The sequence below is a fragment of the Mangrovimonas sp. sgz306409 genome (assembly GCF_059735265.1).
On sequence record NZ_JCAPEU010000002.1, the window covers coordinates 359,654 to 375,501 of the forward strand.

Sequence of the window (15,848 nt, forward strand, 5' to 3'; positions counted from 1 at the left end):
AACGTGCAAAAGTTGTTTAAAAATATAAAAGGAGATCGTTTAATATGGGCTATTGTGGCCCTATTGGCAATCTTTTCATTCCTTCCTGTATATAGTGCGTCTAGTAATTTGGCGTACTCTGTAGGTGGAGGAGGCACGTTTACATTTTTTGTGAAGCATTTTGTGCATTTGTTTCTGGGCTTTGTAATCATGTATGGTACCCATAAAATTCCATATCGCTATTTTAGGGGCTTGTCCATGGTAATGTTGCCGGTGGTTTTGGTGTTGTTGGTGGTGACCATGTTGCAAGGAACTACTATTGAGGGAGCTAACGCGAGTAGATGGATACAGATTCCTATTGTGGGGATGTCATTTCAAACTTCAACCTTGGCCTTTGTGGTGTTGATGGTGTATGTGGCGAGATACCTATCGAAAATTCAGGATAAAAAAGTAGCCTTTAAGGAAAGTATTTTGCCGCTTTGGATGCCTGTTTTTTTCGTATTAATATTAATTTTGCCGGCGAATTTTTCAACAACGGCCATAATGTTTGCAATGGTATTGGTGCTCACCTTTATTGGTGGGTATCCCATAAGGCATTTGGCGGTTATAGTAGGTTCTGGAATTTTAGGGTTAGCATTCTTTGTTTTGGTAGCGAAAGCATTCCCCGATTTAATGCCCAACAGGGTAGATACGTGGATAAGCCGAATAGAAAATTTCTCCAATGGTGAAGACACCGAAGAAGATTATCAAATAGAAAAAGCCAAAATAGCAATTGCTTCTGGAGGTATCCAGGGGGTTGGTCCTGGTAAAAGTGTTCAAAAGAACTTTTTGCCACAGTCATCATCCGATTTCATCTTTGCAATTATCATAGAAGAGTATGGCCTTTTAGGCGGGTTGTTTTTGTTATTAATGTACTCTTGGTTCTTGTTTAGGGTGGTAATTGTATCCCAAAAGTCGGATACTGTGTTTGGAAAATTATTGGTCTTAGGTGTTGGTCTACCAATCGTATTTCAGGCCTTGATCAATATGGCGGTTGCCGTAGAATTGTTTCCGGTAACGGGACAAACGTTGCCGTTGATAAGTAGTGGGGGAACCTCTATTTGGATGACCTGTTTGGCGGTAGGAATCATTTTGAGTGTAAGTGCTCAAAGGGAAGAGATAAAAGTGCAGGAAGAAGATATAAATATTGAAGAAAATCCACTTGAAATTTTAAGTGAAGCGATATAATGGGAAACTATAAAATAATATTGTCTGGAGGCGGTACAGGAGGTCATATCTATCCTGCCATTGCCATTGCAAATGAATTAAAGTCCCGTTACCCGAAGGCTAAATTCTTGTTTGTAGGTGCTAGTGATAGAATGGAAATGGAGAAGGTGCCCCAAGCAGGGTATCCTATTGAAGGGCTTTGGATTTCTGGAATTCAGCGCAAGTTGACTTTGAAAAATGCGATGTTTCCTTTCAAATTGGGGCTTAGTTTGTTGCGTTCACGGAAAATTATTAAAACTTTCAAGCCAGATATCGTTATTGGTACTGGTGGATTTGCAAGTGGGCCGTTACTGTATGTGGCGTCTTCCAAACATATTCCAAGCTTGATCCAAGAGCAGAATTCCTTTCCGGGAATCACCAATAAGCTTTTGGCAAAGAAGGTGGATAAAATATGTGTAGCCTATGATGGTTTGGAACGTTTTTTTCCAAAGGAAAAATTGGTAAAAACGGGCAACCCAATCCGTCAGGATTTATTGGAAATTGACAATAAAACAATTGAAGCTAAGGACATCTTCAAATTAAAACACGGTAAACATACTTTGTTGGTTTTGGGAGGAAGTCTTGGGGCTAGAAGAATAAATGAATTGGTTGAAAGTCAACTGGAGTATTTGCAAGAGCAAAATGTCCAGATAGTTTGGCAATGTGGCAAGTTGTATTATCAACAATATAAACGCTACAACGAAATGGAAGGTGTACAGGTGCATCCATTTTTGAACAATATGGATATGGCTTATGCCGCTGCAGATGTCATCATTTCAAGGGCTGGTGCAAGTTCGGTATCGGAATTATGTGTGGTTGGAAAACCAGTGATTTTTATCCCGTCACCAAATGTATCGGAAGATCACCAAACCAAAAATGCCATGGCCATTGTTGAAAAACAGGCCGCGGTAATTATAAAGGAACAAGATTTAGATAACGACTTTCAATCTGAGTTCTCAAAATTATTGGGTTCAAAAGAGCAAAGAGAGTCGTTAAGTAGACATATAAAAACATTGGCTTTGGTAAATGCTACCAAGGACATTGTGGATGAAGTTGAAAAACTTTTGAAGAAATAAATGGAATTTAAACACATGCATAACGTCTATTTTATAGGAATTGGAGGCATAGGCATGAGTGCTTTGGCGCGATATTTTGCAGCCAATAATAAGTATGTGGCTGGGTATGATAAAACCAAGGCCGAAGTGACGGTTGCCTTGGAAGAACTCGGTATTAAAGTACATTTTGAAGATGCTGTAGATCAAATTGAAGAGCGTTTTCTGAATTCTGAAAATACCTTAGTGGTGTATACACCTGCGGTGCCAAAAGATCACAAAGAATTGGAATATTTCAAGTCTAATGGATTTTTGGTAATGAAGCGTTCTGCTGTATTGGGAGAAATTACCAAGCAAACCTTCTGTTTGGCTGTGGCCGGGACCCACGGGAAAACCACAACCACTAGTATACTGGGGCATTTGTTGAAGGAGTGTGGGGTTGAAGTAACCGCTTTTTTGGGAGGAATCAGTCAAAACTATAATTCCAATTTGATTTTGGAAGGAACTGAGGTAACCGTGGTTGAAGCAGATGAATTTGATAGGTCCTTTTTAACCTTGTTTCCAAATATGGCTTGTATCACTTCTATGGACGCCGACCATTTGGATATCTATGGAGAAAAGGAAGCGCTTCAGGAATCGTTTGTTCAGTTTACAAAGCAGTTGAAGCCAGAAGGAAAACTTTTTGTGAGAAATGGTTTGCCTTTAAAAGGAATAACATACGGCATTGAGGATGATTCCGACTATGCTGCACAAAATATTAGAATAGAAGATGGGGCCTATGTGTTTGATGTAAAAACACCTAACGGAACCATTCTTGAAGATTTCAAATTTAACCTACCTGGTAGACACAATCTGTCGAATGCGTTAATTGCCTTGGCGATGTCTGCAGAATATGGAGTCCCTCGCCAGCAGCTCGCCAAAGCATTAGCGTCTTATAAGGGGGTTAAACGCAGATTTACCTATCATATCAAGACGAATGATAAGGTATTGATTGATGATTATGCGCATCATCCGGAAGAAATTAAAGCGGTATATGAAGCTGTAAGGGAAATGTATCCAGGGCAAAGGGTCTTGGCTGTATTTCAACCTCATTTGTTCAGTAGAACGCGTGATTTTGTGGATGAATTTGCCGAGCAGTTGTCAAAATTTGATGAATTGATATTATTGGATATCTATCCAGCTAGAGAGTTGCCAATTGAAGGAGTAACTTCGCAATGGTTGTTGGATAAAGTATCAAATAGCCATAAGGCTTTGGTTGAAAAATCAGAGTTGATTTCGGCTATAAAAGCATCGGAAGCCACCGTGATTTTAACATTGGGGGCAGGCGATATAGGAGAAGAAGTGCAATCTATAAAACAGGCGTTGAGCGTTGCGAATTAACAAAGGACATATAAAGCTGATGATCCTGCTCATTATAGTGAGTGGGCTGTTTGCGTTTTCCTCTGTAAGAAATGCCAAACGCAAGGTGAGTGCTCCACAAATCAACTTTGTTGGAGATGATAACTTATTCATTACGCATCAGGCTGTTAGTAAGTTGTTAATACAAAATGAACAGCCAATAGCAAACAAGCCTAAAGAAATTATAGATTTGAAATACCTAGAGACTGCCCTGAATTCTAACCCATTGATTAAGGAAGCTCAAGTATTTATGAGTGTTGATGGAGTGATCACCACAGAAATTGAGCAAAAACAGCCTATTGCAAGAGTAAATACAAACGCATCCTACTATATAGACACCGAAGGCTCCTACATGCCTTTGTCTGCAAATTATTCCGCGAGAGTACCATTGGTAACAGGTACAGTAGTAAAGAATGATTTGGAAAACGTTTACAAGATTGCTAACAAGGTTTATACAGATGAATTTTTAAGACAACACGTTGTAGAAATTCACCAGAACGAAGACAAATCCATAGAACTAAAATTTAGATTGAACGACTTTGTAGTGAAGGTTGGAACCTTAAAACAACTTGACAAAAAAATAAACAATCTCAAGGCCTTTTACCAAATGGCCTATAAAGATAAAACACTTGACAGTTATAGAGCGGTGAACTTAAAATTTGATAACCAGGTCATCTGCACCAAAAAGTAAGGAATGGAAAATAATAAGATTTCAGTAGGATTAGACATAGGGACCACAAAAATTGTGGCCATGATAGGTCGTAAAAATGATTACGGAAAAGTTGAGATTCTTGGAATTGGAAAATCCAAAAGTTTAGGTGTGCACAGAGGTGTGGTTAACAACATCACCCAAACCATTCAGTCCATTCAGCAGGCGGTTCAGGAAGCCGAGGCGGAATCTGGATATAAAATTGAAGGGGTAACTGTAGGTATTGCAGGACAACACATCCGTAGCTTGCAGCATAGCGATTATATCACTAGAACAAATTCCGATAAGGTAATTGATGATGATGATATCGATATGTTGATCAATCAAGTGCACAAATTGGTAATGTTGCCAGGGGAAGAGATCATTCATGTATTGCCTCAAGAGTACAAAGTAGATGGTCAAGCCGAAATCAAAGAACCAATCGGGATGTACGGTGGACGTTTGGAGGCCAACTTCCATGTAGTCGTTGGGCAAGTGTCCTCTATCAGAAATATTGGTCGATGTGTAAAAAGTTCAGGGTTGGAGTTGGAAGGCATCACTTTGGAACCATTGGCATCTGCCAATGCCGTATTGAGCCAGGAAGAAAAGGAAGCAGGAGTCGCGCTTATCGACATAGGAGGTGGTACTACCGATTTAGCGGTTTTCAAAGATGGAATCATCCGTCATACGGCGGTAATTCCTTTTGGAGGAAACGTGATTACTGAAGACATAAAGGAAGGCTGTTCAATTATTGAAAAGCAGGCCGAATTATTGAAAATAAAATTTGGATCGGCATGGCCAGGTGAAAACAAGGATAACGAGATTGTGTCCATTCCAGGATTGAGAGGGAGGGAGCCGAAGGAAATTACTTTGAAAAACCTATCAAAGATCATCCATGCACGTGTGGTTGAAATCATAGAGCAAGTCTATGTGGAAATCAAAAACTACGGGCACGAAGAGCAGAAAAAGAAACTGATTGCGGGTATTGTGTTGACGGGTGGAGGTGCCCAATTAAAACACCTAAAGCAATTGGTAGAATATATCACAGGAATGGATACCAGAATTGGGTATCCTAACGAGCATTTGGCTGGAGACAGTGACGAAGATGTGGCGAGCCCTCTATATGCTACAGCTGTTGGTTTGGTGATGGACGGCTTAAAGCGTCAAGAGCGCAGACGGATTGAGGAAGAAGTTGTAGAGGAAGTGGTTGAAGAACCTGAAGTAGAGCCGACTCCTGCTGAAGATATTGTTGAGGAAGAGCAACCTCAAGAGCCGCCAAGAAAGGAGCGAAAATCCTTCTTGGATAAACTAACAGAACGAGTAAAAGATTTTTTAGATAACGCAGAATAATTAATATAAATCCAGTAAAGAACTAATTATATGAGCAACATTAACGAATTTGGGAATATTGCATTCGATTTACCAAAAAACCAATCCAACGTTATCAAGGTGATTGGTGTTGGAGGTGGAGGAAGCAACGCCATCAACCACATGTTCCAGCAAGGAATTAAAGGCGTTGACTTTGTGATTTGTAATACAGACTCTCAAGCACTACAAAATAGTGGTGTCCCAAACAAGATCCAATTAGGGGTAAATTTAACCGAAGGATTAGGAGCAGGTGCCAACCCAGAAGTAGGGGAGCAAGCTGCCTTGGAAAGTTTAGAAGATATTAAACGCATGTTGGATACCAATACAAAAATGGTATTCATTACTGCAGGAATGGGCGGAGGAACTGGTACTGGAGCAGCTCCTGTAATCGCCAAATTATCGAAAGAACTGGATGTTTTAACTGTAGGAATTGTGACTATGCCTTTCCAATTCGAAGGAAAGACAAGAAACGAGCAAGCCCAAAGAGGAATTGAAAAACTGAGAAGTCATGTAGATTCCTTGATCGTTATCAATAACAACAAACTGCGTGAGGTTTATGGTAACTTAGGGTTTAAGGCTGGATTCTCAAAGGCTGATGAGGTGTTATCCACCGCGTCTAGAGGTATAGCGGAAGTAATTACGCATCACTACACCCAAAACATCGATTTACGTGACGCCAAAACCGTATTAAGCAATAGTGGAACCGCTATAATGGGGTCTGCTTCTGCTTCCGGTAAAACGCGTGCACAGGAAGCTATTATGAAAGCTTTGGATTCGCCGTTGTTGAACGATAATAAAATTACTGGAGCCAAAAACGTATTGTTGCTTATCGTTTCTGGATCTCAGGAAATTACTATCGATGAAATTGGAGAAATCAATGACCACATTCAAAATGAAGCTGGGCATGGTGCCAATATCATTATGGGGGTAGGTGAAGATGAATCGCTTCAAGAATCTATCTCTGTAACCATCATTGCGACTGGATTTAACATTGATCAACAACACGAGATTTCCAATACCGAAATAAAGAAAGTGGTTCACGCCCTTGAAGATGATAAGGATGAAGTAAAGGTGAAGGAACAAGATCCTGCGATCATTACTCCAGATATTGTTTTGGAAAAAGAGGAGCCTAAGGCTCCGAAAATGGTAGTTCATACTTTGATGGATGAAGAAGAGGAAGAAGTGGCTCCAACTAAGCCGCATTCTGAATTGATTCCAACAACTGAGTTTATCAAGAATATCAATGTTTCTTACGAAGAGGTTTTGGATCACAAAACGATGAGTGAAGAAGATTTTATCATCACTCCGGTTCAAGAGGTTAAGGAAGAGAAGAAGATTACAAGGGAATATGAGCAAGAAGAGCAGATTTCCTTGACCTTCGATTTACCTTTAAGTACACCTCCAAAACAGGAAGAGAAGCCTAAGCATGGCATGGGAAATGAGCCTAAAATGTTGTTCAATCTTGATGATGAAATAAGAAGCATTAGAGAGATCAAAAATATTAAGGTAAATGACCATATTGAAGTTGTTCCAGTAACGGAAGCCAATGAACATGGTGAAAAACGTTATGCTTTGGACGACTTTATGGATAATGATACATCTAGCAGTCAAGCTAAGTTGAAAAGAGAAACTAAAGTTGAAGAGGATATCATTTTTGAGCGTAAGGTTGTAGAACCAGAGCAACCTCAAAGACGTGAAGTAGAAGAAGTGGATCCTATGAATAGTCCTATCTCTGACCTTCTAAAAGAGCGCGCTGATGAGAGACGACGTAAAATGAAGGATTTCAACTATAAATTCAATACAGCAAAGATTGACGAAATAGAAAAAGAACCTGCTTACAAACGACAGGGTGTGAATTTGGCGGAGTCTCAGCACTCTTCTGAAACCAATGCTTCCAGAATGTCTGTTGGAACTGACGACAACGATGACATTCAATTAAGGAGTAACAATTCATTTTTACACGACAACGTAGATTAATAGCAAATTTAGTTTAGTGTATCACACTTGTGTCAAACCCGGGAGGTATTATGGTGGCTTTCCGGGTTTTTTATTTTTGTAAAACAAGTGGTTTTTCAACTCCAAAACTGACAGATGCAATCTTAATTTTTTATTATCTTCGCAGTTCAATAAAACACCCTATTATGAGTTTACAGGAAGAAGTAATGGTTGCTATGAAAACGGCAATGAAGGCTAAAGATCAAACAGCTTTGGCGGCTTTGAGAGCTATTAAATCTGAGATTTTGTTGGCGCAAACCGAATCAGGATCTGCAGAAGGTCTAACCGAAGAGCAGGAATTGAAAATTGTTTCTAAACTTGTAAAGCAACGTAAGGATAGCGCCACTATTTTTATGGAGCAAAATAGAGAGGATTTGGCCGAGCCAGAATTGGCTCAGGCAGAAGTAATCAGTCAATTTTTGCCGGAGCAATTAAGCGATGAAGAGGTAGAAGCTGTTGTGGTTGCTACTATAGCAAAAGTTGGTGCAGAGGGAATGAAAGATATGGGAAAAGTAATGGGAGCTGTTAACCAAGAATTGGCGGGAAAAGCTGATGGAAAGACTATTGCAAGTATCGTTAAGGCTAAATTGTCTTAGAAAGAGATAAAGTATTATTGGCTGCGTAGTTCAACTGGATAGAATATCAGATTTCGGCTCTGAGGGTTGGGGGTTCGAATCCCTCCGCGGTCACAAATTAAGGCTCAGCATTATAAATGCTGAGCCTTTTTTGTTGTTGCTTAACGATGGTATAAAAAATGTTAAGTTAATGTTAGTATTTTTTATAATCAATCAAAGTATTTCTCGTTATTTGTGAAACTAATTATCAAATCTTCATAATATTTTGACGGGAGTAGATTCAACTGTAATGGGAGTTTTTTTAGTCGGACTTTTTTTTATGCTTATGTACTTTGCATGGAGAATGTTTGAATTTAGATATGTGATTAGATACAAAAGGCCTTTGTACGTGCATGTTCCTTTTTTGTTGAAGTCATTAAATAAGAAACAGCGTTCCATTCTTCGAAATAAATTCAGTTTTTACAAAAAGTTGTATCCCAAACAGCAGCGTTTTTTTGAGCACAGGGTGGCCTCTTTTATATCTGATAAGGATTTTATTGGAAGAGATGGGGTTGAGGTGACAGAAGAAATGAAAGTGCTTATTTCTGCTACTGCTGTAATGTTAACCTTTGGATTCCGGGATTTTTACATTGGGCTTATTGATAAAATATTTATTTATCCAGAAGCCTTTTATTCCAAAATGAATGATTCCTACCATAAAGGAGAATTCAATCCTAAATTGCAAGCGTTGGTATTGTCATGGAAAGATTTTGAAGCAGGTTATGAAATTGAAAATGACAATTTGAATTTGGGTATCCATGAATTTGCCCATGCCATTCATTTGAATAGTTACAAGGAAGGGGATGTTAGTGCTACGATTTTTTCGGATTCATTCAAGGAGTTAATAGATTTATTATCTAAGGATGAAGAGTTGAGGAAATCATTAGTAGAATCAGAATACTTCAGAAATTATGCCTACACCAACCAATTTGAATTTATTGCTGTAATTATTGAAACCTTTATAGAAACACCTCAAGAGTTTAAATCTCTATTTCCTGAGATTTATGCCAAGACCAAGCAAATGCTCAACTTCCACTTTGCTGGTTACTAGTTTTTCTTCCTTTTGAAAAATTTATTTTTGAGAATATGGCTTCTGTAACTCTTATTGGTAGCAAAGGTAACCACTCTTTCTTTTGCGTTAATATAGACGTGTTTTAATTTGTAATCAAACTTTGCATAGCGTTGATGCTTTATGATGTATAGGTAGTTGTCTTGTTTGTATGTCAATTTAGGCTTAAAAGTTATGTGTTGATATTCTTTAAATAACGTAGCATTTAAGGCGATGTAAACGGCAGCAATTTTATTTGAAAGTAAAGAGTTCAGGAGTGTTTCATCTTTATAAAGACCAAGAACGAGACTGTCGTAACTATTTTTAAGTGATATGCGGTTATAGAAGTAACCATGGTCGTTAATTTGCCAGCTTAAGATGTTGTGAAGGTTGAGGTAATAATTGCTTGGAATAGATATGCCATTTACTAATTGCTTAGTTTGTAACATTTCTTCAAGGTTTATTAATTTCCTGTGTTGAAATTGTAATAGCCCTGTATGTAATTCTACAGCAGCCAATCTTCCTTCCGACACTTGTCTTGGATAATGTCTGTAGTTTTTGACCTCGTAATTGAATTTGAAGAGTTTGGTGTAGCCTTCGTTTTTCAGAAGTTCAAAAGCCATGTCAATTTGATTGTCTTGAACCAAAATGTCAATATCACCAACCATACGCTCCGACAAGCTTTTGTACAAACCACTCGCTAACATGGCAGTGCCCTTTACGAAAACATGGTTTATTTGATGCTTGGTAAAAAGTTGACAAATAAATTGAACTTCCTTGAAGATCTGTGTATTCCTTTCTAGATTTAAGCTGTTAATTTTCTCTAGGTATACAAGAAGTTCTTCGGGTAGAGTATTTAATAATTTCTTTGCCTTTAGCCTGTTATAAATTGCCGGGAGTATGAGGTGGCTGCTGCCAACCCTTACCAAATTGTCCCAATCCATTTTAGGGGAAGAAAGGAAGCTCCGTAATTGGGAATTTTCGGACTCAAAACTTAAGATCTCCGCAATCCTTAAAAATGTTGATTTCAGGGAGGGCATGTGCTGTAATTGTTGAGTTGGTAATATACGATTAATTAGAAAACAACGATTTAAATTTTGAAATAGCTTCTTCGTTATTATTGTAGGTTAGCCAGTAAAACTCGACAGTTTCTAGCCAATTCAAAAACAATTTAGCATGTTTGGGGTCTGGTGAAATCCAAGATTCAGGAATTAAAGTTTCTAAAGCTTTTGCAGGATTTAGTTCGGATAGAGAAGTGCAAGGAGTGTTTTGGTCGTATTTCACCAAGACAATTTTATTGCATGGGAAATGAAATTTTGTAGGATTGATGTTGGTGGGAGGAATATACTTGACATATCCTTTGCTCTCGTTAATGAAAACTTCATCATAGGCGTCCATTTCAGGAAAGAATAGCTTTAGTATTTTAAAGGCTCCTTGTTTTATTGAAATAGCATTGGGGTTTCTGTAGACATGTAAATTATCGGCTAGCATAGCTGTAATGTCATCCGAAATGAGATCCAAACCGTGAGCCATAAGAAGAGCACTTAAAGTGCTTTTTCCATTACCGGAATCACCTATAAGCATGATGGCTTCTTTTCCATTTCCCAACGTTGATGCATGGAAGGTTCCTAGCCAATCGCGTTCTTCTTTGTTGTAAAGCTCACATAACAATAAAAAATTGAATTTTCCTTGAAGCTTATGATAGTCTTTTTTTAGGAAGGCATATTGAAACTCTTGATTTTTGTATAGAAGGATATGTTCATCGTCTTCTAAGATGTTAAAAGAAAGTTGATAATGAAACGAACTTTTCTCAAGAAGATAACTAAGTTTTGGATGTAAATAGGACTTCAGCAATTGTGAAGCGTAATTTACTTGTATTGTCTTTCTGAAGGTAGAGTATAAGTAAGAAATATTTGTTTCATATCCTCGGTCAAGATTCGAGTATTTTTGTTGAATATGTTGAGAATCTATTTTATTGGAATCGATTAGAAAACTTTCTATATCAAGGTAAAGCTCTTTCGAGTTGATTTCAGGATTATAAATGGATATGCTGTTTTCAAAATCATCAACGGAGTTAGAGGTTAAAAATAACTCTATATACGTATTAGTAGTTTCGTCTGCAATAACATAACGATTACTGTTAAAAAACCAAAGCACGATAGTTTTTCCTATCGTGCTTTTATATTTGGGATGTATATACTTCAAATTTAAATGAGTTTAAATTTTTATGGCCTACTACGGTATGGGCCAACCATCTCCACCAGTAGGGGGAGGAGATTGCGCCTGTGCTTTCGTTGGGTTCAGAATAAGAAATGTTCCCGCGGCAGTTAAAGCGGCATATTTTCCAATGCGCTTGATGGCTTGCTTTCTTGAAATAGGTTCTTGTGAGTTTTTCTTCTTCATGCCGTAAATATATAAAACATTTTTATTGTAATGGATATAAATGAAGGTTTAGTCATTTTAATCTACTATAATTTTCTGTATTTTTTCTTGAGTATTGTTCTCAAGTTTTACAACATAAACGCCATTAGTAACATTAGAAATGTTAATCTCTTGCCTATTTATATTAGATAATACCTCAGAGTTTAATACTAAACGTCCTTGGATATCATAAACATATAATATAGTATTTTTTTCTAAATTTCCTTTAATAATTAGTTTGTTCTTTCCTTTAATATTGAATATCTCAATGTTTGATAGTTCATTGTCTTCATTAGAAAGTGAATTATTATCAAATGTAATATAGAATCTTCCTGGAGTTGTCAATGTAGATGATGTTGTAAAAGTATAATCGTTAGTGTTTAAAAGTGTAAAAGTATTAGTTTCTATATCTTCTAAATACACATTGATGCCTAATGGAATAGTTGATTCAAAGATTGAGATAGTCAACTGTTGTCCTTGGGGGGCATTAACCCCTAAAGGGATGCTTACAGGGTTCAATATATCATTATTTCCAATAGATTGGATAGCCATGTCAATGCCTGTGTTTTCTGCCACTAATTCTGAGTAAATATCAAAGCTTTCGGCATTAAAACCTAATATGGCGGAATCGTATCCTGGGTCAAGGCCTAAGGATGCATTATCATTTAGATAAATTGACGTTTGTTTTATTTGTTCGTTGGAGTTGGAAACTTGAAAGGTTGCGAAGTATGAATTATTGGAAGTAGAGGCTTGTTTACCTACAATAAAATCATCACTACTGCCTGTACTTCTCATATTAGGATTGAAGGTAACATTTCCACCTTCTGGCTTGGAGGTAACCAAGAACCCTTGACCAGGTGTAATTACGGCATTTGGATGGGCATCGGAATAAGCTAAATTCCAAACGGTATAACTGGCATTACCTAATGAATTATAACCGTACACTCCAGCAGAGTTTTCAAGAAATAAATCGTTGTTTATGTTTAAAAATTCTGAAAGGGATAAATAAGAAGGATAAGGGTTTCCAATGGCATTCCATTCCAAATATGATGGACCAGATTGTTCAATAGGTGCTATGATTGTTCCTGTGTTCACTGTCCCTGAAAAAGCAAAGTTATTACCGTCGGTGGAGGCTGCTCTATACCCAATACCTGGGTCTAGGGTTGTCAGATATTCCTCTAATACATCTGTATCCCAGTATAAATAAGCTCCGGTAGCTTTGTCAAACGGGCCAAATCGTTTCATGGATGGATTTGCAGGGTTGAAATCTATATTATCATTATTAGAAGCAAAAACTCCAAACTGTTGTCCCGTAAGAGGGGCTGAAATCAAGTCGTTACCTCCTACTGAAGCAGTCGTGTTTACATGGCGTTCGTAAGTGACCGTTCCATTTATTGTGCCATCCAAAATTAAACTGGAATACGAATCTGATTCTGAAAGCAAACCAAGATCGTTTATAACGGTAAATGTAACACTGGATGGAATATGTACGCCTGCACCAGGGCTTACTAACATTACAGAAGCTTCAGTATTTGCGTCCATTTCATAAACACCACCTTGAACTAATATTACGTCTCTATCTGTTGAAACGCCAGTTGGATTTTGCGGGTCCCAAATAAGTCCATTGTAGGTGTAGTTGATTGGTGGAGGTAATGGTGTTCCTTCAATTCTAAAATTATCAAAGGCAGCAAAATCATTTTGGTTATTAGAAATTACAGTAACGTTTAATCTAACGGTGCTTGCACCTTCTGTGATAGGTAAGGTTACAGAGCCTTCTTGATTAACACCTTGACCAGCACTAACCCCAATGACTAGGTCTACAATACCCTGAGAAACATTGTCTATAAATAATTCATATCTTATATAGTCATTAGTGTCAAATGCTTCTGCTTCGTAATCGAAGCTTACAGTAACTTCTGTGTAATCGGTAACTGAGAAAGTTGCCAATGAAATTGTTCCTACAGCATTTTGAGCTCCAAAAAAGAAAGATCCTTCTGAAGGCATAGTTGTAAAGGAACCGAAGCTAGAATCGGCAACACCCCAATAGGTGTTATTACTAGTTAAATCCTCATCTGGACTAATAGTGTAATCCCAAGTGCCCCCGCCTTCAAAACTTTGAAAGGCAAGGTAAGTTGGAGCATTTATAATATCAAACGGATTACTAGTTGTTGGAAGAAAGCTTCCGCTGAAAGTTACCAAAAAAATATTACTTGCAAGTTCACTGTGAATTACTGTGGGATATGTGGCTACACCATCTATAGGAGTAAGTGAAATTGGGGCCCCCACTAAACTTCCTGTAGAGGATAAGGTTATGTTTGAACTGTAGTCTATATCAATACTGTTGTTAGCGTCAACCGCTGCTACCATTACAGATGGACTCATAAGTTGGTCAACATTCGTATCAGTTGGTTGTTGTAAAAAATATAATTGAGTGGCCGTAACCATCAATCTATTTGCATCTCCAGCAATAGAACTTTGTGCACCACCAGCATCTGCAGTTTCAAATCCAGATCCTAAACTGTCTGCGGAAGCAGAAGTAATTGTTAACTGAATTTGTTCGTTATCAGTAACCGTAGATTTAAAGGTTGCATAAACTTCAAATGTCTTAGTGGCTCCATCATCAGCTGTTAGGGTTAGACCTGAAAACGTAGTTGTGCTCCCAGTTACGATTGTTTCACTTAAATTTCCAGTGTCGTCAAAAATGGCTAGTGCTTCTAAGTTGTCAAAACCAGTAATCGTAAATTCCAAATCGGTTAAAATAGTAGCCACGTCATCAGCATCAGTGGTATCATCACCTCCGTCTTGGATAACGAATTCGGCAATTTTAACAGCGTTCTCAGTAGACAAGCCACTATTAGCGCTATATTGTGTGTAATCTAAGATTTCAGAAGGGCTAAATGGCGAATGTACTATATTCGATTCCGTTGCATTGGTTTGTGGGATTACAGATCCTAGGATACGTGCGCCAGGATCTGTTACACCTAATTCTGTCCAACTTGCTTGTGGCATAATGCTAAGCCATCCGCCAGTATTATTGGCGCCCCATGCATATAATCTGAAAGTTACAGTTCCTGAGTTTCCGGAGTTAATGTTTAGTCCTGTTAAGTTGAAAGCAGTTTCAGTGGTTGTAACCGCTTGGGCTGGTTCTATTGGGGAGCTGGTACTAAAACTATCTGTGCTATAAAATACCTGCCAATTTTGAGGGCCGTTTTGATGGCGATCCAAGGCAATGTCCAATTGCGCGATGTTCATTGAGTAGTCGGTATTGGCGGTAAGTGACCATTGTATGTACTCGTTTGCGGCAATGGCATCGTTCAATGTTCCAGAATCCCAGCCGTCTGATGTGAATTCAGAGCCATTATCGTTAAGGATGCCGTTACCTCGATCAAATCCTGAAGCCGATATATTAGGGGCAGTTCCTGTAGCTGTTGGCGTTGTGCCAGAGGTACTGGCAATGGTTGCAATGGTGCTTTGCCCCCAACTAATTTGAAGTGCCAAAATAAAAATTAAAGCAGTAAAAGTAATTTTTGACATAATATTTTGGTTGTAAAGTTGATTTAAAAGCAAATATGCATATAAAAATACGAATTCTAAACGACAAATTCTAGTATTTTGAGGTTTGGACATTGTGTCGGTTTTATAGGGGTTTTAACGAAAAAAATAGTTTTTGATAAATTCATCGTTTTTTGAGTCGACGTTTTGTGATTATGTTTTTTTTTAAAGGTAAATAAGCGAATTTGATAATGTTTTGTGTTGATTGTTAAAATTTTAATGATTTCGATGTGTAATTTTTTTCGTTGGTTGAATCGGGTTATTTTTACAAATCCAATGTGTAAACCTCAAGATTGGTTATTATCGTTTCGGGTTTTATTTTGTTAAGCACTTGAAATATTTTCGAATTCTTGTCTAAATGTTAAGATGTGAGTGTCTTGTGAAGAATTCTATATAGGCGGCCTTATAGGTTTAGGTTGGATTGATGAGCATTTATTTGAATGAAGACAGAGCTATAAAATTGAATTTTTTATGTTATTTGAAGCAGC

The 15,848-nt window shown here is 37.9% G+C and carries 12 protein-coding genes and 1 tRNA gene; 9 read left to right on the forward strand and 4 right to left on the reverse strand.

All coding sequences use genetic code 11. The annotated features are described in order from the left end of the window. Positions 1 to 3: 3 nt before the first annotated feature. From AC6I5C_RS04965 to AC6I5C_RS05005, 9 genes are all read left to right on the forward strand, one after another. Entirely contained in the window at positions 4 to 1,206 is a 1,203-nt protein-coding gene (locus tag AC6I5C_RS04965) for an FtsW/RodA/SpoVE family cell cycle protein (protein ID WP_497904201.1), read from the forward strand. Beyond that, the gene (murG, locus tag AC6I5C_RS04970) at positions 1,206 to 2,300 is read left to right on the forward strand and encodes an undecaprenyldiphospho-muramoylpentapeptide beta-N-acetylglucosaminyltransferase (protein WP_497904202.1); all 1,095 of its coding nucleotides are present in this window, start codon (positions 1,206 to 1,208) and stop codon (positions 2,298 to 2,300) included. Before AC6I5C_RS04965 ends, murG begins: the two co-directional genes overlap by 1 nt. Continuing rightward, positions 2,301 to 3,656: a UDP-N-acetylmuramate--L-alanine ligase gene (gene murC / locus AC6I5C_RS04975; RefSeq protein WP_497904203.1), complete on the forward strand. Its 1,356-nt coding sequence runs from the start codon at positions 2,301 to 2,303 to the stop codon at positions 3,654 to 3,656. Continuing rightward, entirely contained in the window at positions 3,646 to 4,365 is a 720-nt protein-coding gene (locus AC6I5C_RS04980) for a cell division protein FtsQ/DivIB (RefSeq protein WP_497904204.1), read from the forward strand. The genes murC and AC6I5C_RS04980 overlap by 11 nt, the downstream gene beginning before the upstream one ends. A 3-nt stretch (positions 4,366 to 4,368) precedes the next feature. Beyond that, on the forward strand, positions 4,369 to 5,712 hold the full coding sequence (ftsA, locus tag AC6I5C_RS04985) for a cell division protein FtsA (protein WP_053976101.1): 1,344 nt from the start codon (positions 4,369 to 4,371) through the stop codon (positions 5,710 to 5,712). 30 nt (positions 5,713 to 5,742) lie between these two features. Beyond that, positions 5,743 to 7,707, forward strand: a complete 1,965-nt coding sequence (gene ftsZ, locus AC6I5C_RS04990; protein ID WP_497904205.1) for a cell division protein FtsZ — start codon at positions 5,743 to 5,745, stop codon at positions 7,705 to 7,707. A gap of 164 nt (positions 7,708 to 7,871) precedes the next feature. After that, positions 7,872 to 8,321 (forward strand): GatB/YqeY domain-containing protein, encoded by a 450-nt coding sequence (locus AC6I5C_RS04995; protein ID WP_053976099.1) that lies wholly within the window; start codon positions 7,872 to 7,874, stop codon positions 8,319 to 8,321. 19 nt (positions 8,322 to 8,340) lie between these two features. Next, positions 8,341 to 8,414: transfer RNA gene (locus AC6I5C_RS05000), tRNA-Arg, on the forward strand. Between the two features lie 205 nt (positions 8,415 to 8,619). Beyond that, on the forward strand, positions 8,620 to 9,390 hold the full coding sequence (locus AC6I5C_RS05005) for a zinc-dependent peptidase (protein ID WP_497904206.1): 771 nt from the start codon (positions 8,620 to 8,622) through the stop codon (positions 9,388 to 9,390). Here AC6I5C_RS05005 and AC6I5C_RS05010 read toward each other — a convergent pair. Genes AC6I5C_RS05010 through AC6I5C_RS05025 form a run of 4 tightly spaced genes read right to left on the reverse strand, consistent with a single transcriptional unit; the run spans position 9,387 to position 15,342 of the window. After that, entirely contained in the window at positions 9,387 to 10,427 is a 1,041-nt protein-coding gene (locus AC6I5C_RS05010; protein ID WP_497904207.1) for a nucleotidyltransferase family protein, read from the reverse strand. The genes AC6I5C_RS05005 and AC6I5C_RS05010 overlap by 4 nt on opposite strands. A gap of 31 nt (positions 10,428 to 10,458) precedes the next feature. After that, on the reverse strand, positions 10,459 to 11,592 hold the full coding sequence (locus AC6I5C_RS05015) for a hypothetical protein (RefSeq protein WP_497904208.1): 1,134 nt from the start codon (positions 11,590 to 11,592) through the stop codon (positions 10,459 to 10,461). A 30-nt stretch (positions 11,593 to 11,622) separates the two neighbouring features. Then, a complete protein-coding gene (locus tag AC6I5C_RS05020; RefSeq protein ID WP_497904209.1) occupies positions 11,623 to 11,790 on the reverse strand; it encodes a hypothetical protein in 168 nt (55 codons plus the stop codon). Between the two features lie 57 nt (positions 11,791 to 11,847). Continuing rightward, positions 11,848 to 15,342, reverse strand: coding sequence for a T9SS type A sorting domain-containing protein (locus tag AC6I5C_RS05025; protein WP_497904210.1), 3,495 nt, complete (start codon positions 15,340 to 15,342; stop codon positions 11,848 to 11,850). Between the last annotated feature and the right edge of the window lie 506 nt (positions 15,343 to 15,848).